Origin of the sequence: Nostoc mirabile CHAB5784, assembly GCF_020829645.1 — a bacterium.
GTDB lineage: Bacteria > Cyanobacteriota > Cyanobacteriia > Cyanobacteriales > Nostocaceae > Nostoc > Nostoc mirabile.
Genome location: NZ_JAIVFS010000070.1, coordinates 1 through 20,509 on the forward strand (window position 1 = coordinate 1; position 20,509 = coordinate 20,509).

A 20,509-nucleotide genomic window follows, 5' to 3' on the forward strand; every position below is an offset into this window, starting at 1 on the left:
CAAGGCAAATTAGAAAAGGTTTGTATTACTGTGCCACAGGTTCAATCTGCCAACTATGGCTTTGATGTTACGCCTGCTCATCTAGTAACTGGACTGATCACAGAACAGGGTATTTTTCACAAAATTATAGATTTGGCTCAAAAGTTGTCATTTATGTGATTAGGACTTACGCATCGTACATAGGTACTATACGCAATTTGGTTATTTCAGCCATTTTTAGCACCCAGTGATCGCAAATATGTAAATAAATCAGGGTTATGCGAAGCGCTTGAAATGACCAAATCTCGTAATACACATTATGGTTAATTTGTACAGTGCGTAAGTCCTAGTGATTTAACGAATCAATGAGCCATAAATCATAGCTTTACTTAGAGATGATTTATAAAGTAAACCTTAAATTGTAGGGTGCGTTAAAGTGGTGCGTTACGGCTAATTCATACTCTCTCAAACGCTCAAATCTTTACATAGCCGTAACACACCCTACTTAATATTTACTTTATAAATGACCAAAGAGGCAGGGGAGCAGGGAGCTCTTAGCTGGGGAGAAAGATTCGCTCATTTCCCCTGCCATCCGGGTTTCAGAGCAAGTAAATTTATTTATGTCCAAAAGTAAAAATATTTATAACGAGTGGCGCAGCGCGAGAAATAATGCGTCCTTAGTTCAAGCCCCAACCTAAAATGTATGGGGTTCTCCCCCTGCGCCCCGCCCCCTGCTCCTTGTCCTCTTGTTGACCTCTTAACTCCGTGTACAACTGATAATCTTTATTCAAACGCCGGAATCAATTGTACAGAACATTTGCTTTTTTCGCGCCGACTTACTCAACGTCAAAATTGTATTTAGGATGAGGTTTTATCCTAAATACAATTTTGGTTAGAAAAGATATTTACTCTACAAGCAACACCTTGCTATAAGCATCCCTTTTTGATCAAACTCATGAGCCAAAATGCTGTCCAAGTCAAGTTGGATGCTATTTAAATTTTCTACATCGTTGTCAATAATTTTACTCTCAAAATCTTGAATCAAAAATTGCTGCTCGATACCTGTAATTGTTGTGGTGGTCGTTAAACCCGAACCCTTAGAATTAAAGAGAGATGGAATCACTTCACCTTGATTGAAATGGGTTGAGTAAACTTCCGCACCGTTATCTTGGAGCAAGATGCCATCTGTATAAGTTAGAGATGATGGATTTAGCGTTAGCTTCTCTACAGTATTTCTAGATTCAATAGGCTCAGTCGGACTAGCATATACTGGTGGCAATAATTTAACAATCAAGGTATTAGCCAAGAAAGTAGAGGCAATGTAAGTAAACAATTTGGTTGATAACATCATTAGCATCCTCAATGAAATTATTTGGACTGAACTAGGAAACTTTGGAAGGACTGTTCTGGGTGCCTCGGCTATTAGGTGAGGCACTGAATGTCAACTCTCGCTTGTATACGTGTACGTGACTCTAGAGGTTTCAACATATGTTGCAGTTCTTCATCTGAAATGTAATCTTCTTCAGGTGGGCTGAAGTACAACAGGGCAGTTTCGTAACAAGCGATCGCTACACGGTGGCGCTCTTGGGCAGCAAGCCCTGCAACCATCTCAAGCGTTTCTTCCATATGCTCTACATCAGCGCCGACACTACTGTGTACGCGCAGACAACGGGTGGCTACAATGTCGGATGGCAGCAAAGCCTCAACTGACTGGATATGCTTTTCTTTGATGCCTGTCGCTAAACGTTCCAGCGTATAGGAATAGCCAACGCAACCGATTGGATCTTGAGCATATACACTCTGAGTTAAGTAATTCACTAAAACCACTGCACTAATGGGAATAAGCGCTTCCACTACAGCCTCAGCTTTGTATCCCATCGATTGGATGTCAAGCAAAGCAAGTCGGTCATGACCCGTTTCTTCTTTAGCTTTATGTGCAGCCCACTGTGCTAAACTCGTCCGACCAAATGCAGCAAAGCGCCCAGAAGCTTCTTTTATCAGTAGCGGGTAGGTGTGAGTTAGATGGTAAGAAGCTGCCAGTTGCCATACCCAGTGGATAGGGGTCAAGGTAGGTAATCTGCGATCAGATTTCACTGTGTGCCAGGCAGATGCGATCGCCTGATCTAAAAGTTTCTGGGTTTTGGCTATGCTGTCTGCATTCATCATCTTTGGGGAAAAGCGATCGCCACTTCCGGCAGAAGTGGGTCGATCCTTATGAGTGCAGTTAGAAGTCTTCACTGCTTCTTTAGACACAAAACATGCTGATTCAGTATCAATTAAAAAGTCATTACGCATACTTCGTTTCCTCAGTTACGGTTGCTACAGAATAGAGTTGTTGCAAAATAAGCTAAATAACTGATGAAACCCAGCTACACCAAGCATTTTAAACAAATGAGCTTGAATGGATAAAATGTAGACACTACAGGGGTTTGAGCTACTTTAGACGTTCAACAAGCGACAATCCAAAAAATCACCAGTCAAATAAGTCGATTAAACTGTGTTAAAGCTTGTGCTAGAGGAATGCGATCGCACCCCCCAAAATACCAAACTCATATTGCACTCCCATGTCTTCCAGCATCTTGACCACTACCTCGGATTATTGAGATAGGGGCAATTCCTGACTTTCTTTGAGAGAGGCAATGTCCAATTGTGAGTTTTGCTAGACATTCACAAGAAAAGAGGGGGTCAAAAACGACTTAGATAGCCAGAAAATTCCATACTTTTAGGACTACAGAAAAAGGTTATGCAGAGGCAATGTGGACAAATCAAATATTTCGTAGCATAGCTGATTACTCATCTTATGCACCCTCGTTTATGTAATTGATTGATTGATAGATGCTTGATGTAATCAAGTTTCCTAAGTTTACAAAACTTTTGCAACTCAAGATAAGAAACTTAAGATAAAGATAAGTTCTTTTAGCTAGAAACGTTTTAGGATACTGACTTGTAAATGCAATTTACATTCATGCTAGTGGGCGATCGCTTCTGACAACTGTGACAACTGTTAGCAAACAAGGAATTATACTTTATTTAACTTAATTCCCTAGAGAGCTAGCTATCTTACCTGTGCAAATTACCTAAATACTAGGTTGATTGAGAATGCTACAAAATGCAAATTTTAGCAGAGTTAGCAAAACTGTTATTTACATTCACTAATGCCTAAAAATCGTCTCTGTCGGAACTTAGCATTAGATCCAACTAAAAAACACAAACTTTTTCCCTTAAGTTTTCTATCTTAACTGGCTAAAACCTATCTTGAAATAGAGAATTATACACAAAGCCCTTGAGAGAAATACTTGCTCTTTGAACCTTATAGCACAAATTTAGCCACCTTCTATGTGCCAGCGTCATGCAAGGAGGCTTTCCCTCTAATTTCGGTGGCTGCTATATACACATTCAGGACAACAATGCTCTGACTTTCTGATTTCTTTTCAGTAAGGAGCATATCCCTAATAGAAGCTAAACTTGCTTTGCTACAGTATATCGTATCTAAATGAAACAACATTGTAGTACTTTTCAGAAAAAAGTTAAAACTTTCTAAAAAAGCCCGCCCCTGTTGATTTTTCTATGACCAGCTTTTTCAAAATGCTGTAAATTACCCCTTGCTAATACCAATTGTCGTTGAGGTTGCACAGAAAACTGGCTTTTCCAAACTCTTATAAAGCAAGGATTATAGGCATTCATGATTATGTGCATACATATAAATAATTGGTATAAGATTTTTGTAGAGGCTGAAAATGACAAAGCGAACTAAATACTACAGTGAGTTAATGGCAGATTACTCTAAGCCAGAGCTAATTGCTAATGAACTAGCAGTAGAGCTACTTAGAGATGCAGAAATATATATCTCTCAACGTCATGATGTCTTACCGGAAATCACTTCAGAATACAGTTTAGAGCAAGTAGAACAGGAAAATAAACATTGGTGGCCAACCCACTGTGAAGCACTACGACAAGGACGAGGAGACATTTCAGCAGGTGAGTACGCTAATAGTATTGTCTATTTATGTGCTGATGGATATTTTTATGGCAGAATTGCAGCGACAAATAAACAAGTAAATTGGTGGGCGATTCTTGCTCAACCAAGTGTAACCATAGCTTGGCCAATTGTTATGTTCAATGGTGAAGTCGTTTACTGCGAATGGAATTGTTTTGATGATGAAACAAACCAAGTTATTGCTAAGGGAAACGAAACTTTACTTCGACGCGGACACCGAGGTGCCTGCTACCTAAAATGTGAGCAACTTAGTTTTTATCGCGACGTTTATACCTCTGATCAATTACTGTATTGGCTCAGGCGTTGACCAAATCAGTTATTAGTGAACAGTTATAAATAAATTGGTTTATTTATTCCCACCCACTTAGTTAAGTTTGAGGAGGAAAATTATGCAACTGAGTCCGGGATACCAAGAATCATTTTCTGGTTTAATAGAGTCATTTGCTACTATTTCATCATCGAGAAGATGCCGAGTAGCTATCATTGGAGGAGGAGCAAGTGGCATAACATCTGCTAAGTGTCTTAGAGAAGATGGTCATGAGCCAGTTATCTTTGAAAGTACTGATCAGATTGGTGGAGTTTGGGTTTACAGAAAAGAAGTTAGTAGCACATTCAGTACTGTTCATTTGCAGAATTCCAAGTATGTATCTGGCTTCTCTGATTATCCAATGCCCAATCACTTTAGTGAATTTCCCCACCATAGTGAGGTATTAGAATACCTTAATAACTATGTTCATCATTTTAAATTAATAGATTGTATTCGACTGAATACGAGAGTAAAGAAAGTTAAGAAAGTAGGAGGTTTTTGGGAAGTTACAACTTGTTCCCCAGATGGAGAATCAACAGAGATATTTGATGCGATCGCCATTTGTTGTGGAATTTATCATGAACCAAAAATCCCCAATTTTCCTGGGCAAGAAAAGTTTAAAGGTCAAATAATCCACTCCAAATTCTACAAAGAACCTTCAATTTTTTTAGGTAAGAAAGTGGTCGTTTTAGGGAACGGGCCCAGTGGAGTAGATATTGCAGTTGTTGCATCCTATACTGCTGATAGCGTTGTCTGGGGTTTCCGTAAAAAACGATGGATGTTACCCAGATACGCTTCAGGACAGCCAATCGATTTCAATATAAGTCGTCTTAACAAACTCATGCCCTCAAAGTTGCTATCTCTAATTCTGGGTTTAAAGCTTTACTCAGTTTACTTAGAGCATAAAAAATGCAATATGCTTCCGGGTTTTAATGTTGAGAAGTCTGTCCCAATCATGAATGATAACATTTTGAATCGTGTTCGTATTGGGGCAATAAAAACAAAGCCAGGTATATCGGGATTTGAAGAAAATCGAGTTCTCTTCGAGGATGGAACAAGTGTTGAAGCAGATATAGTAGTTTATGCTACAGGTTTTCAGTTAAATCTTCCGTTCCTACAAGATTTTCTAGACGATAAAAACCTAGAGGGTTTGAACTTTTATAAAAATGTATTTCATCCTGAACTACCTCAATTAGCCTTTATCGGATTTGTCTATGGAAATTTTATCTTTCCCTGTTCTGAACTACAAGCACGCTGGTTCTCTAAAGTCCTTTCCAAAGAAGTTTCTCTTCCTTCCGAAGAGCAAATGACAGCAGAAATTCAAGCGGACAGGGATAAACGGGAGAAGGAATTGGTTCCAAGTGGGTATCGACATTTGCGAGTTCCTGCCTTCGATTATATGGATGATATAGCCAACCAAATTAATGCTCGTCCCCAAATTTGGCGGAATTTTAAAATTGCTTGGGAACTACTTACTGGCCCATTGGTTTCTACACAATATAGGTTGAATGGACCAAATCAATGGGAAGGATCTGCTAAATGGATTAGCAGTCTTTCTAAGCTTGCTCGTCATGAGATAAATAAAGTGTAATTGCGTAACTGCTATTGCAATTTTTTCAAGGGTTTATTGTACTAAAAGGTAGGTTTTAACAATGATATCTCTAGATTATCAAAACAGTCTGAACAATGGGATTATATTAGAAAATTATCGAGCTAAAGAACTCGCTAATAGCAAGTTGCGATGGATTGCATATAGCACTTGTGATGAAGATCCCAAGTCTGAAATTCGAGCCTTAAACATTACACCAGATGATACAGTTTTGTGTGTGACTGGTAGTGGATGTCGCGTACTAAGTTTGCTTGCTTGTAACCCTCAGCATTTAATCGCTGTGGATTATTCACCAGGTCAAAACTATTTGCTGGAACTGAAGCTTGCTGCGATTCGTAATCTTTCTTATGACCAATTACTACAGTTTTTTGGTGTAGATGAACACCCTAATCGCTGGGAAATCTTTTGTTCACTGCAACATCAGATGTCTAGAGATACTGTTGCTTACTTTCAGGCAAATCGATGGGCAATTGATAAAGGAGTCCTTTTTACAGGACAACACGAGGCACTCTATATCAAATTAGTTGTACCACTAACACAATTGTTATTTGGCTGTCAGCTCGATCGCATTTTTCGATCTGTCACCTTGGAAGAACAACGTTCCGTATACCAACAACAACTTGCAAGCTCATTCTGGCGATGGCTGATTAGAGTGGGATTTTCTCCAGCAGTGTTTCGCTACTTGTTAAATGAACCTTACCTGTTTGCAGAGATAAATGTTGATACAAGTTCTTATGTACTTGATCGTCTAGATCATACTTTTTGTAATCATTTAGCAAAAGACAACGACTGGCTTTATTTCATGTTTTATGGCAAGTACCCTGGAAGACACTGTTTACCGCACTTTCTGCGGGAAGAAAACTACTGGGCAATCCGTCAAGCTACAACCAAACTCAAGATTGTGACTGCAAGCTTGCCTGACTACCTCAAACAAGTGCCAGATCAGTCTATTGATAAATATTCATTGTCAGATGTTTCCAGTTACATCAGCAGAGAATATTTTGAAAATATGCTACGAGATGTTGCAAGAACAGGTAAGGATAAAGCTCAATTATGTTACCGAAATTTTCTGGCAAAGTGGTTAGCTCCCTCAGATTTGACACATATATTGCATCGTAATGACGAGCTTTGTACTCTATTAGATTGGGATGATTTATCGTTCGCTTATACATTTGAAATATCAACTTTGGAACGCTCAAAATCGAAACCTAAAAATTTGGTTCCGGTTTAGTAAATAATCAATAGCTTTCTAAATTCTTTGCATCCCTCTTGTGTGAATTATTCTCGAGATATTTTGAAATACTGTCATCACCAAGCTTTAAGCTTTGTAATTTTGAGGTTAATTGATTGAAAAATCATTCAAGTACATAGGGAATATTGTACTCCAAAATAAGAGAAATATTGACTCACGGTGTGACATGAGTAATGAATCTCCAATTAATTCATCATGCTCTTCATCAGCTTGAATAATATCATGTCCGGCTAATTAGTTATAATTACCGAATCTATGCAGAAAGGCCAAAACCTCTCCCCTGTGCCCCTCTGCACTTGGAGCGGTCTTAATGATAAGTCTTTAACCGGACACAATATAAGATATGAGGAAAGATACTTCCCTCTTGATCTTATGTATTCAAGATTTAGTGCAATTTAGATACTTAGCACTGTTCAACTAATTGATGCACTATCAAGTACAGACTTTTTACATAGGAGCTAATTCGATGATTATTCTTCGTTTTATCAGTAGCTTTTTTCTAACTATTTACTACTTCTTGGGTTACTGGTTTACTGCTTTAGGTAAAACAGATAAACAGCGTCGTCTATTGCGTAGTCAATCGGTCTATAAATATTTGCTGGTGATGGGACCTTTATACATCAAAATGGGGCAGATTCTAGCAACTCGTTCTGATTTAATTGATGACGAATTATCTACCCAACTGCGGCAATTACAAGACGATGCACCTCCTAGCAGCGAAGAGTATATTAAGCAGACACTGAAGCAGGAACTCAAAAAGCCAATTGAATCTGTGTTTGAAACCTTTTTCTGGAAACCAGTTGCTAGTGCCTCAATTGCTCAGGTTCATGAAGCAGTTCTGACTTCAGGGCAACGAGTAGCCGTTAAAATTGTCAAGAAAAATGTTCGTGAGCAACTAGCAGAGAATTTAAAGATTGTTCGTTTGTGTCTGAAATTAGCTCATGCGCTATTGCCATCTATCCGATATCTTAATCTTCCCATTAGGTTTGAAGAACTATATACCTTGTTAGTTGTGCAAACTGACCTAAAACAAGAGGCAGAAAATCAGGAAACTGTGTATGCCAATTTTAAAGGGCATACTTATGTTTACGTCCCGATGTTGATACCGGAACTATGCACAGATAAGATGCTGGTTATGGAATTTATGGAGGGAATCCGTGGGAAAGATTCACATTTGGTTGACTTCCCAGCTTCGCAACTTGCCCGACGCTTGCAAGAAACAATTTACACCATGCTCTACATGGATGGTTTTTGTCATGGCGACCCACATCCTGGCAACATCTTTTTCACTAAAACAGGTGAGATTATCTTACTCGACTATGGTATTACCGTTCAATTGAGTGAGGATGAAAAGTGGGGTTTATCCTCTTTTTACTATGCTTGTACTCGGAAAGAATGGAGCATTGCAGTCAACCGCTTTACACAGTACTTTGTTACCAACAAAAGTAGAGTGCTCCAAGAGTGGGAACCATATCAGCAAGAAATGACAGAAGTTTTGAAGCTACACTTTGATGAGCGTAATAATCGGTGGTCAACAATTAGCTATTTCCAAGATGTGAATAAGGTTCTGAGACGATACGAGGCTCAGTATACAACCAACTTTACTAAAGTTGAACTAGTATTCCTTTCCTGTGAAGGCTTTATCTCCCAGATTGACCCTGAAATTGATATTTGGGCAAATGCTCGCAAGTTTACCGATCGCTTTTCACCCTATATGAACTCTGCCGTTAAAGCAAACTTTGATCGGTATTTTGCACAAACAAGTAACGGCTCATTAGAACTGCGCGATCGCGCCAAACAATCCTTAGTTGCACCAACTCACCTTGATCGCTATTTCTTTCCTAGTACTTATCCTTTATTTATCAAGAACGCAGTTGGTAGCAAGATTGAAGATGTTGATGGTAATGTTTATATCGATCTTTCTTGTGGCTATGGTCCTCATATTCTCGGATATGCTCACCCTATTGTCACAAAGACCATCACGGAAGCTGTTCATAAGGGAGGCGTAAACGCTTTGGGGCATTTGCCTGAAGTACTTTTGGCAGAAACCCTAGTACAAGCTTTTCCCAGTGCTAATAAGGCTATATTCTCTAACTCTGGCACTGAAGCTGTTTTGCAAGCAATACGTTTATGTAGAGCCTACCGCAAACGGGAGCGGGTCGCTAAATTTGAAGGACATTACCACGGTTTCTCTGACCAAGGTATGGTGAGTTCCTGGTTTCGCTTTAGAGGTTCTAAAGAACAGCCTGAACCAATTGATGGTTCACTCGGTAGTCACCAAGGCATCGTTAAGGGAACCCTGGTTTTGCAATATGGTCAGGCTCTGAGCTTAGAACGTATTTATGAAGCTAGAGATCAACTAGCGTGCGTCATTTGCGAACCAATGCCAGCGACGATGGCGGCTTACGATCAAGAATTTCTTTTGAAACTCAGGAACTTATGCACAGATTATGATATTCCCCTAGTATTCGATGAAGTTGTTTCAGGTTTTAGGGTGACGTATGGTGGTGTACAAAATCTAGCTAATGTGGCTCCTGATCTAACTTGCTTGGGGAAAATTATCGGTGGAGGATTGCCAGGAGGCAGCGTTGTTGGTAAGGAAAAGTTGATTAACATCGCCAAAAGTTCGGAAGATCCGTTTCTTGACTACGAGACTAAGACATTTGTAGGAGGAACGATGAGCGGTAATTCGCTAACCTGTAGTGCTGGTTTAGCTGTCCTAAATTATCTGCATCAACATCCAGAAATTTACACCCAACTTGAAGAAAAAACAAATTGGCTTGCTCAAGAATTTCGGGAAATTGCTCAACATCACAATGTTCCTTTCAAAATTAAAGCTAATTACTCTATCTTCGCATTCTCATTTAGCTACAAAAGTACAAAATTGTATCGTGAAAAGCTAGCAGGAAGTAATTTCAAGGCAAATTTGGCATTAGCTTACTATATGCGTAAACATGGCGTGTATCTACCAGAGTTACACACATTGATGCTCAATGCTGCTCACACAGTAGAGGATTTAAAAACTGTGACTAATGCTTTTGATCAGAGCTTACGAGAAATGGTCACAGACAACTTCTTTATTTTGTAAAGACTTGGCTGTAATAGTCTATCAAGATAACTTTGAGTGATTTGTAACAAGAGAATAAGGTTTTATTTTCCTTCTGCTCCCCAAGTTTCTCTATACCAATTATTTCTGGATTAACGCACCAGTACAAAGACCTCATCTCAGTTCAAAATGATAGTCTCAATTTCCTAAAGTTATGAAATACTCCAACTTGGTCAACTTATTACGTCAAAGGGCACAACAACAACCCGACAGAATCGCTTTTACCTTCTTATCAGACGAAGCTGCACCAATTCAATTAACCTATCACCAGTTAGACTGCCGGGCCCGTGCGATCGCTGCCTATTTGCAATTAACTAAAGCAGTTGGTGAGCGAGCTTTGCTTTTATACCCAGCAAGTTTAGAGTTTATCACCGCCTTTTACGGATGCTTGTATGCTGGTGTGATTGCTATTCCTGCGTATGCACCACGGAACAACAAACTATCTATGGAGCGTATTCAAGCAATAATAGCAGATGCACAATCTCAAATTGTTCTTACTACCAGCCAGGCTTTATCTAGAACCCAGCAGCAACTTATAAACATTCCTAACTCGAAAGAGTTACAGTGGTTAGCTACAGACACCCTCTCAGAAGATTTAGCAGAAGTCTGGAAGCAGCCAGTAGTTTGTGAGGATACACTAGCTTATCTGCAATATACTTCTGGTTCGACTGCTACTCCTAAAGGAGTAATGATTAGTCATGGCAACGTCATTTCCAACTCAGCAGATATGGCTTTGAGTTGGGAAACTACATCAGACAGCGTGCTAGTTTCATGGCTGCCTCATTACCACGATTTTGGGTTAGTGTACGGAATTATTCAACCCGTGTACCGAGGCTTTCCCTGTTTTCTGATGCTTCCTACCTCATTTATTCAAAAGCCAATTCGCTGGTTGCAAGCAATTTCCCATTACCGAGGAACTCATAGTGGAGCTCCCAATTTTGCCTATGAGCTTTGCGTTCAGAAAATTTCACCAGAGCAGCGTGATACCCTTGATTTAAGTAGTTGGTCCATTGCTGTTAATGGTGCAGAACCGATCCACTTTGAGACACTAAGGCGGTTTGCCAAGACATTTGCTCCTTGTGGTTTTCGCTGGGATAGTTTGTGTCCAGGCTATGGACTTGCTGAGGCAACCTTAAAAGTGTCTGCTTCTCGCAAAGGAGAAATACCATCGTTTTACTCAGTTCAAACTGCTGCGCTAGAAAAGTACCATATCGTTGAAGAACTAACTGACTCGACTACTAAAGCTCGCAAGCTTGTCAAATGTGGTAGCGTGCAGTTAGATACCAAGGTTGTTATTGTTGATCCAACATCTCTTACTCAGTGTCCCCCAGATTGGGTTGGGGAAATTTGGGTATCAGGCTCTAGTGTTGCTCAAGGATATTGGAACCGTCCTGAAGAGACAGAAAAGACGTTCCGTGCTTACTTAGCAGACACAAAAGAAGGCCCATTCTTACGTACAGGAGACTTAGGATTTATCAAAGATGGTGAGTTGTTTGTCACTGGGCGGATCAAGGATGTGATTATCATTCGGGGACGCAATTGCTATCCGCAAGATATTGAAAGAACAGCAGAGAAAAGTCATCCAGCATTGCACTCAGGTGCTGGAGCAGCGTTTACCATTGATACTGGAGTAACATCTCAGTTGATTGTTGTTCAAGAAGTAGAACGCACTCATCTGCGGAAACTGAATGTAGAAGAAGTTACTAGAGCAATCCGTCGAGATATTTCAGCAGCACACGATCTGTCTGTTGATGCAGTGTTTTTACTCAAAATGGCAAGTATTTCTAAGACATCTAGCGGTAAAATCCAACGCAGCGCTTGCCGAGCTAATCTTTTAGCTGGAACACTAGATATAGTTGGAGGATGGAGTACTGATCCTAAATTGCAAATATGGATACCGCAAGAACAGAAAAAATCGCTTTTGCCCGAATACTTGCCATCTCAGCCTGATGAACAAAGAGTATCTTCTAACGAAACCCAAAAAAACGTTCACTCTATATCAGTTAGAGAACAACATAATAACAAAAGCCAATCCAACGGTTCTTCTAAGGTTATTATCAGTAATTTGATAGTTGCCGCAACGTCTGAACAAATTCAAAATTGGGTTAAAGATTGGATTGTTAAGCGCTTGAAAATTTCTCCAGAGAGTATTGATGTTTATCAACCTTTCACTGAATATGGTTTAGATTCCATGATGTCTGTGGAGTTAGTTCAAAATTTGCAAGATTGGTTAGGTAGCTCGTTGGAACTAGAAGCAACTTCAGTTTGGAACTTCCCCAACATTAACTCCTTAGTGAGTCATATCAGCCAAAAATTAGGAACTATAAAGTCATTATTTAAGGAAAATTTGAGTTCATCAGATAGTTTTACTCAGCCAAAAGTCTTATCAAGTTTGAACAGTTCTGTTAATTCTCAAATTTACGCTGACATTGAGAAAGAAATTGCCGCATTAGAAGAAATGTTGCTGAGAAGGAAATAAAATGAGCCAAATCGCTGAAAACAACAATGGTGAACTATCTCTATCACGGCTACTTCTTGCCCTCAAGCAGGCTAGAACAAGTCTTGAAATTGTTGAGAATCAAAACAAAGAACCAATTGCTGTCGTTGGGGTAGGATGTCGTTTTCCTGGAGGTGTCAAGAACCCCGAAGATTTCTGGCATTTACTGTGTCACGGTGTGAACACTATCACAGAAGTTCCTGCTGATCGTTGGCATATAGATGCTTTTTACCACCAAGATCCCAACATACCTGGCAAAATGTATACCCGTTATGGTGGATTTCTCAACGAGGTAGACAAATTTGACCCACAATTCTTTGGCATTTCGCCACGTGAAGCAGTCAGTATAGATCCACAGCAACGAGTACTGCTGGAGGTTAGTTGGGAAGCATTAGAAAATGCTGGTCAAGCACCTGACGGAATCAGGGGAAGCAAGACAGGTGTATTTTTTGGTATCAGTTCTGATGACTACTCACGGTTGAGCGTCAATTCTGGTGACCTGACTCAAATTGATGCTTACAGTAGCTTAGGAAATGCCCGTAGTATTAGTGTGGGGCGCTTGTCATATTTATTGGGACTGCACGGGCCGAGTATACAAGTAGATACGGCTTGCTCTTCTTCACTGCTAGCAATTCACTTGGCTTGCCAGAGTCTACGTAATCAAGAGTGTAGTATGGCGTTAGCAGGTGGTGTAAATCTCATGCTCACACCAGAGATGACAATTAGCTTGTGCAAGCTCAATGCCTTATCTACTGGCGATCGCTGTAAGACATTTGATGCTACTGCTGATGGTTATGTGCGAGGGGAAGGGTGTGGAATAATTGTACTCAAACGTTTATCTGATGCGATCGCTAATAACGATACAATTCTCAGTGTTATTCGCAGTTCAGCGACCAACCATGATGGTAATAGCAATGGACTGACAGCTCCTAATGGTTCAGCTCAAGAAGCTCTAATTCGGCAGGCATTAGAAAATGCCAATGTCCAACCATCACAAGTTCAGTACGTCGAGGCTCATGGGACAGGAACGCCTTTAGGCGATCCAATTGAAGTGCTAGCTTTAGCAAAGATTTTCAGCCAGGGACGAGCACCTTCTGAGCCTCTTTTTATCGGTTCAGTGAAGACTAACATTGGCCATCTGGAAGCTGCTGCTGGAGTTGCGGGTCTAATCAAAGTGGTGTTGGCTCTCCAAAATCGACAACTGCCACCCCATCTCCATTTACAGACTCCCAACCCGTATATTCCTTGGGATAAATTGTCAATTTCTGTACCTACTCAATTAACCCACTGGCCAACTCCATTAGCTAGTATTGCGGATGAGCAAGCAGGAAAGCGGCTGGCAGGTGTCAGTGCATTTGGGTTGAGTGGTACTAATGTGCATATTCTTTTGGAGGAAGCTCCAGAGGCAGTACAAGCCCAGGAAAATCTAACGGTTGAGCGTCCATTACATCTGCTTACTTTATCAGCTAAAAGCGATCTTGCACTACAACAACTAGTGGGCGAATATGAACAGTTGATCGCTAACCCCAGTTCAATCTCCATCGCTGATCTTAGCTTCGCTGCTAACACAGGACGGGCCCACTTCCAGCATCGCCTGGCGATCGTTGCTCAGACTACTGATCAGTTATCCGAGCAATTGCAAGCTTTTCAGTCTGGTCGGAAAGACGCCGGATTACTCAGTGGTCAAACTTCACAGGAAACTCCAAAAGTTGCATTCCTATTTACAGGACAAGGGTCACAGTATGTTGGCATGGGACGACAACTTTACGAAACCCAAGCGACTTTTCGCCAAGAGATAAACCGTTGTCAGGAAATTTTACTTCCTTACATGGACAAGCCCTTACTTGAAATCCTTTACCCAAAGACAGAAGAATCTTCTCTTTTAAATGAAACTGTTTATACTCAACCCGCTCTATTTGCATTAGAGTATGCTTTGGCTAAACTGTGGCAGTCTTGGGGGATAAAACCAGTAGCTGTGATGGGTCATAGTGTAGGGGAGTACGTTGCTGCTTGTCTTGCAGGAGTATTTAGTTTAGAAGATGGTCTAAAACTAATTGCTAAACGGGGAGAGTTATTGCAATCTCTACCTACAGATGGCGAGATGGTCGTAGTCTTCTCTAGTGCATCGCAAGTAACTACTGCCATTCAACCTTATGCTCAGGAAGTTAGTATAGCAGCCCTAAATGGCCCAGAGAATATTGTCATTTCTGGTAGGCGTAAAGCCCTAAGTCAGATCATCTCCTCTTTAACAGCACAAGGAATTAAGACAGTCCGTTTGTCTGTATCCCATGCATTCCATTCACCCTTGGTTGAACCACTACAAGCTAAGTTTGAAACCGTCGCGGCGGAAGTTACCTATTCGACCCCTAAACTTTGCCTCATTTCCAATGTTTCTGGCGAAATAGCAACGACAGAGATTGCAACCCCTGAGTATTGGTGGGAACATATGCGACAGCCAGTCAAGTTTGCTGCTGGTATGGAGACACTTCATAATTTGGGGTATAAAATATTGCTTGAAATCGGCCCAAAGTCATCCTTATTAAATATGGGTCGTCGCTGTTTACCAACAGAAGAAAAACTATGGTTGCCTAGCTTGGCTCCTGAACAGCCGGACTGGCAACAGATGCTTGTGAGCTTAAGTTCATTGTATGTGCAAGGGGTAGCAGTGAACTGGTTCGGCTTTGACAAAGGCTATCCACGCCGCAGAATGCAAATACCTACTTATCCCTGGCAGCGATCGCGCTACTGGCTAGATAAGCGAAAGGCAAATTCATCAGTGCTACCAGCAGACGCCCTACAGCTTTGGCTAACAGCTAAGTCAGCTGGATTTGAGCAATCCCAGCAAGCTCCTTTAGATTTGGCTATTCATACCTATCCAGCAAAACATCGGTTCCTCGAAAGCTTAACTAATGCATATATTATCGAAACCCTATCTAAGTTTGGCGTTTACACCCAAGCTGATGAGCGTTACTCTGTAAATAGTTTACTAACCCAACTCAACATTTCACCAAATTACCGTCAACTGTTACTGCATTGGCTCAAGCGACTAACACAGCTTGGTCTACTCCAACAGGAGCAGGAAGAAACCTTTGTCAGTAAGTGCTCGTTGCCCGATTGCGAAATAGATGTCCTGCTGCAAGAAATGAGCGAAGTCTTTGCAGATGTGCCATTACTGCTGAATTACTTCCAAAACTGTGGCAGCCAGTTAACAAAAATTCTCACAGGGCAAAAGACGGCCCTTGAGACACTATTTCCTGGTGGGTCTTTAGATACTGCTGAATACCTTTACCAAAAATGGGCGGTAGCTCGTTACTTTAATGGGATTGCCAGCCGCATTCTCGAATCGATTGTGCGTGTACTGCCCCCAGACAAGCCATTGCGAATCCTAGAAATTGGGGCTGGAACTGGAGGAACAACTGTATCCTTGCTGCCGCTCCTTCCACCGGAACGAACCCGCTATTACTTCACTGACCTATCAGACTTCTTCTTTGTTCGTGCTAGGGAGAAATTTAAGGCTTATCCGTTCGTTCACTATGGAGTACTCAATATTGAAGAGTCCCCTGAAGCAGCTTATTCCCTTCATAGCTTTGATGTTGTAGTAGCAACCAATGTGCTGCATGCCACACACAATTTAGACGAAACCTTAGAGCACGTTTACTCTCTTCTCGCTCCTGGGGGAATACTACTACTTAACGAAGTTACAAATCATGTCCCTTGGTTTGACATTTCCACGAGACTGATAGAAGGTTGGCAGAGATTTGATGATTCTTGGCGGCAGGATAATCCACTTCTATCTAGAGAGCGTTGGCAAGAAGCTCTACAAAAGCACGGATTTGAACACACGGCAGCCTTCCCAGAAGCAGGAGCAGCTACAGAGGAATTAGGACAACATATCATCATTGCTCAAACTTCAGGAAATTTAGTTGACTCAGGCATTGATATATCTACTACCATCCAGGAATCTAATTTAACAACAGTTTCCACCCCTGAAAGTCCTACTTTACCTGTTACTCTGCAACCCACTTTAAGCCGTGCTTCTCTAATTGCAGCAGATTCCCAACTTCGCCAACAGCAAGTCAGCGCTTATCTATGCCAACAAATTGGTAGGGCACTAGGTATACCATCAGCGGAGTTAGCACAGGAGCAATTACTGAATGAAATAGGATTTGACTCTTTAGTGGCGGTGGAGCTGAGATACCGTGTTGAGGCTGATCTTGCTGTGTCCTTGCCAACATCCGGCTTTCTCCAAAATTTTTCTATCACTACACTCAGCAAGTATGTGTTGGAGCAACTGACTAGTAATCTAAGCATTCCATCTGGTAGTGCAACTGCCAACTCACTATCTCCATCCTGGAAGCACAGTTTGATTCACATCCAGACTGCTGGCTCTAAGCCCCCTTTAGTTTGTATTCATCCAGGTGGTTTAGATGTTTCTTGTTATCACAATCTAGCTCGTCATCTTGATCATGAGCAGCCGCTTTACGCCTTGCAACCTTTAGAGCTTGATCATTATTACCATAATAATGGTCACCAAACTCCCGTACCTGCTTATTCAATCGAGGAAATGGCTGCTCGATGCCTTGAGGTGATAAAGAAACTTCAGCCTGAAGGGCCTTATTATTTAGGGGGTTGGTCTTTAGGTGGTTGTGTTGCTTTCGAGATTGCTCAACAGATACGTCAGCAAGGACATCAGGTTGCCCTACTCGCTCTGCTTGATGTATCAAATTCTCCCCCTAACAATGAGAATTCTATACTATTACCTTGGTTTGCCAGCTATCTTGGTGCTCGACGCAATACAGAATTCTCATTCAATTATGAGACTTCGCACAATCTCAACCTTGACCAGCAATTAAACAATCTTCTTCACCAAGCAATTAAAGCTGATGTTCTCGCTTCAGAAACTCAGTTGGCAGACATACATCATCTTTTCTCTGCTTATAAAACAGGGGTTCAAACTTCGCTACAACAGGTTCAGCAGTACGATCTTCAGACTTACCCTGATTGTGTCACTTTGTTCCAAGCAAGTAAAACCTTAAACCAATTTAACGTTATGAATGATCAACCTCAGCAGCTTTGGAACAGATTGAATCAGGTATCGATTCACAATCTGAAAACCTACGTGGTTCCTGGTGATCACTACACGATGTGGCTTGAACCTTACGTTCAAACCCTAGCCCAATCATTGCAAAATAGCCTGAAGCAAGCTGAACAGTTTGCAAAAAAAACAAACAATCTCAGTTTTAGTGTAGTGTCATGATTAATACAAAAGTTAAAAACCAATTAGTAGGGACTTGGCGGTTAGTATCTTACGAAATTCAAGATACAGAGGGTCAAGTGAGTTATCCTTATGGTCAAGATGCAATTGGCTATCTCGTTTACACTCACGATGGATTTATGTCCGCTACACTGACGAATAAACAACGTCCCCGGTTTATTTCGGAAGATCCTACAGGAGGTAGTTTAGAGGAGAAAGCACAGGCAACTCAGACTTACCTCGCCTACTGCGGCAGATATGAAATTCAAGATAATCAGGTAGTTCATCACATTGAAGCCAGCTTGTTCCCCAATTGGATTGGTGTAGATCAGCAACGTTTTTTTGAGTTTGAAAAAGATAGGCTTTTATTGAAAACACCTCCTCTGCTGGTTGGAGGTAAGGGACAAGTAGCTTACCTGATTTGGGAGCGTTATTTAATAGTTTGAGTTCATCCAAGTTAAGTACTTGGGCAGAATTAATTACACAAAAGCAAAGGGGAAGAGGAAGTAATTGTTTGTTGCAATCTAAGAGCTACTATTTCCTTGTTTGTGGCAAGACCTTCCCCTTCTAACTTCCTCTGTGTTCAAATTAGGAGCTTTATGCACTTTCTCGAACAAGAACGCTTAACCTTAGCACAGTTTTTACCAACGCTTGATGCTCAACTTGAGCGTATTCCTCTACTCAAGATGGAGTCTCAGGGAAATCCTGCAATCCCCCTGTTCCGCGAACTTGGAGGCCCGGGGTTAATCATTCCTAGTTATTGCAATGGACTCGGAGCAACGCTTCTTCAGACGGTTCGCATCCAACGGGCGATCGCCAGTCGTTCCCCATCATTAGCAGTGGCAACAACAATGCACCATTGCACTGTAGCGGGTTTGTTAGAATCGATAACCGATTCGTCAGTTGTAGATTTACTTAAGCAGATTACTCAAAAAAATCTCTATTTGTCCTCAGGCTTTGCTGAAGGAAGAACAGGCGTAAGCTTTTTAAGTTCACATATCAATGTAAAACAAACCTCAGATGGTTTAGTCTTAAACGGCAGCAAAAAACCTTGCAGTTTAGCTAAGTCAATGGATTTTTTAACTGCAAGTGTTTTGATTCCATCTGCTACAGGAAAAGCCCAAGAGTTTGCACTAGTAATCATTCCATCTGGTACACCAGGATTAGAATGCCGTCCCTTCTGGAATACTTGGGTACTTGGAGGCGCAGAAAGTGACGAACTTGCTTTATGCGATGTAATAGTTCCAGAAGAATTGATTTTCAATTTGGGAGAGGTAGATGCTTTGGGAAACTTGCTCACCAAAGGATTGCTTTGGTTCCAGTTATTAATTTCTGCTTCTTATCTGGGAATTGTTAGTGCCCTTGTAGAACGTACACTCTTGAAAGAAAAGGGTTCGCCTACTGAACGAATGCTGCTAGTGAGTGAAGTTGAGGGAGCGATGGCTGCTTTGGAAAGTGCTGCTTACTCTGTAATGCAAGGTGATATTAGCGACGCTACCTTTACACGCATATTATTTACCCGTTATGCTGTACAACATACTATTGAGCGTGTAACTATGGGTGCCGCAGAATTACTGGGCGGTATGGCTTTTATTAGTTCCAATGAAGTGGCTTATCTGCTGGCCGCTGCTCGTGCCCTTGCTTTCCACCCACCCTCACAGTCTAGCATTGCACCAGCTTTAGATAAATACTTAACAGGTAAGCCCCTGGTATTGCCATAAGCTAGTGTGCAAAGTCTTTTACAAGACTGTGTTGAAAAATCGAACTTACTTCCAGGTTGGTTATGACGAAAAATTCTATTCTCAACTCTTGTTGTAGCACTTCTGCTAATCTTCGAGAATCATTAAGCTGGACAATTGCTAACATTCACGCCAAAGATTGGGCAACAGGTACAGGAGGTAATTTTAGTGCTGTGTTAAATCGAGATCCTTTGACTCTTTTGATGGCTCCAAGTGGGGTCGATAAAGGATTAATCCAACCTGCTGACTTGATTGAGGTAGATGCCAAAGGCAAAGTCATTCAAGGTAACGGACGAGCCTCGGCAGAAACACAGCTACACTTGGCAATCATAGAAGAAATGGGTGCAGGGGCTGTTTTACACACCCATTCTATTTTTAGCACTCTGTTATCCGAGCATTTCTGTCCCCAAGGCAAACTGACAATCTCAGGTTACGAAATGCTTAAAGGATTGGAAGGTATCACAACTCACCAAGAGAGCATCAATATTCCTATCCTGCCTAATTCTCAGGATATACATCAATTGCAGCACGATATTCGCTCTCTGTTGCATGATAAACCATGCTTCTATGGGCTATGTCTGAGTGGACATGGCCTATACACTTGGGGAGATACTTTATTTCAGGCAAGACGACACTTGGAGATTCTAGAATTTTTATTTGAGCTAACGCATCGTAAACTCACGTTAGCTATTGGTTAACAACGCTTTTACATATATCGAATTGTAAGAGCTGATTCGTAAACAAAAGCTTAAGCCTTCAATCGCTTGAC

Annotated in this window: 12 protein-coding genes; 10 read left to right on the forward strand and 2 right to left on the reverse strand. The window is 41.2% G+C overall.

Features of this window, described 5'->3' with window-relative positions:
* Window positions 1-30 precede the first annotated feature (30 nt).
* The gene (locus LC653_RS47550; protein WP_372478248.1) at window positions 31-159 is read left to right on the forward strand and encodes a hypothetical protein; all 129 of its coding nucleotides are present in this window, start codon (window positions 31-33) and stop codon (window positions 157-159) included.
* A gap of 730 nt (window positions 160-889) precedes the next feature.
* Here the strand turns inward: LC653_RS47550 and LC653_RS30600 are convergent.
* On the reverse strand, window positions 890-1,330 hold the full coding sequence (locus LC653_RS30600) for a hypothetical protein (protein WP_229498398.1): 441 nt from the start codon (window positions 1,328-1,330) through the stop codon (window positions 890-892).
* Window positions 1,331-1,401: 71 nt separating this feature from the next.
* Window positions 1,402-2,274 carry a hypothetical protein gene (locus LC653_RS30605; RefSeq protein ID WP_229498399.1) on the reverse strand — a complete coding sequence of 291 codons (873 nt, stop codon included), beginning with the start codon at window positions 2,272-2,274 and terminating at the stop codon, window positions 1,402-1,404.
* 1,442 nt (window positions 2,275-3,716) lie between these two features.
* On the opposite strand from LC653_RS30605, the gene LC653_RS30610 reads away from it, so the two are divergent.
* From LC653_RS30610 to mtnB, 9 genes are all read left to right on the forward strand, one after another.
* Window positions 3,717-4,283: a hypothetical protein gene (locus LC653_RS30610; RefSeq protein WP_229498400.1), complete on the forward strand. Its 567-nt coding sequence runs from the start codon at window positions 3,717-3,719 to the stop codon at window positions 4,281-4,283.
* Between the two features lie 82 nt (window positions 4,284-4,365).
* The gene (locus LC653_RS30615) at window positions 4,366-5,874 is read left to right on the forward strand and encodes an NAD(P)-binding domain-containing protein (RefSeq protein ID WP_229498401.1); all 1,509 of its coding nucleotides are present in this window, start codon (window positions 4,366-4,368) and stop codon (window positions 5,872-5,874) included.
* Window positions 5,875-5,935: 61 nt separating this feature from the next.
* Entirely contained in the window at window positions 5,936-7,123 is a 1,188-nt protein-coding gene (locus tag LC653_RS30620) for a DUF3419 family protein (protein WP_229498402.1), read from the forward strand.
* A 487-nt stretch (window positions 7,124-7,610) separates the two neighbouring features.
* On the forward strand, window positions 7,611-10,232 hold the full coding sequence (locus LC653_RS30625; RefSeq protein ID WP_229498403.1) for an aminotransferase class III-fold pyridoxal phosphate-dependent enzyme: 2,622 nt from the start codon (window positions 7,611-7,613) through the stop codon (window positions 10,230-10,232).
* A gap of 172 nt (window positions 10,233-10,404) precedes the next feature.
* Entirely contained in the window at window positions 10,405-12,729 is a 2,325-nt protein-coding gene (locus LC653_RS30630) for an AMP-binding protein (RefSeq protein ID WP_229498404.1), read from the forward strand.
* Window position 12,730: 1 nt separating this feature from the next.
* On the forward strand, window positions 12,731-18,004 hold the full coding sequence (locus LC653_RS30635; protein WP_229498405.1) for a type I polyketide synthase: 5,274 nt from the start codon (window positions 12,731-12,733) through the stop codon (window positions 18,002-18,004).
* On the forward strand, window positions 18,001-18,447 hold the full coding sequence (locus LC653_RS30640) for a lipocalin-like domain-containing protein (RefSeq protein WP_229498406.1): 447 nt from the start codon (window positions 18,001-18,003) through the stop codon (window positions 18,445-18,447). The genes LC653_RS30635 and LC653_RS30640 overlap by 4 nt, the downstream gene beginning before the upstream one ends.
* A 153-nt stretch (window positions 18,448-18,600) precedes the next feature.
* Window positions 18,601-19,722, forward strand: a complete 1,122-nt coding sequence (locus LC653_RS30645) for an acyl-CoA dehydrogenase family protein (protein ID WP_229498407.1) — start codon at window positions 18,601-18,603, stop codon at window positions 19,720-19,722.
* 62 nt (window positions 19,723-19,784) lie between these two features.
* Window positions 19,785-20,438: a methylthioribulose 1-phosphate dehydratase gene (mtnB, locus tag LC653_RS30650; protein WP_229498408.1), complete on the forward strand. Its 654-nt coding sequence runs from the start codon at window positions 19,785-19,787 to the stop codon at window positions 20,436-20,438.
* Window positions 20,439-20,509: the final 71 nt, after the last annotated feature.

Coding starts and splice junctions, on each gene's coding strand:
- LC653_RS30640 (WP_229498406.1), top strand. CDS start 18,001: ATGATTAATACAAAAGTTAAAAACCAATTAGTAGGGACTTGGCGGTTA.
- LC653_RS30630 (WP_229498404.1), top strand. CDS start 10,405: ATGAAATACTCCAACTTGGTCAACTTATTACGTCAAAGGGCACAACAA.
- mtnB (WP_229498408.1), top strand. CDS start 19,785: ATGACGAAAAATTCTATTCTCAACTCTTGTTGTAGCACTTCTGCTAAT.
- LC653_RS30615 (WP_229498401.1), top strand. CDS start 4,366: ATGCAACTGAGTCCGGGATACCAAGAATCATTTTCTGGTTTAATAGAG.
- LC653_RS30635 (WP_229498405.1), top strand. CDS start 12,731: ATGAGCCAAATCGCTGAAAACAACAATGGTGAACTATCTCTATCACGG.
- LC653_RS30605 (WP_229498399.1), bottom strand. CDS start 2,274: ATGCGTAATGACTTTTTAATTGATACTGAATCAGCATGTTTTGTGTCT.
- LC653_RS30620 (WP_229498402.1), top strand. CDS start 5,936: ATGATATCTCTAGATTATCAAAACAGTCTGAACAATGGGATTATATTA.
- LC653_RS30610 (WP_229498400.1), top strand. CDS start 3,717: ATGACAAAGCGAACTAAATACTACAGTGAGTTAATGGCAGATTACTCT.
- LC653_RS30625 (WP_229498403.1), top strand. CDS start 7,611: ATGATTATTCTTCGTTTTATCAGTAGCTTTTTTCTAACTATTTACTAC.
- LC653_RS30600 (WP_229498398.1), bottom strand. CDS start 1,330: ATGATGTTATCAACCAAATTGTTTACTTACATTGCCTCTACTTTCTTG.
- LC653_RS30645 (WP_229498407.1), top strand. CDS start 18,601: ATGCACTTTCTCGAACAAGAACGCTTAACCTTAGCACAGTTTTTACCA.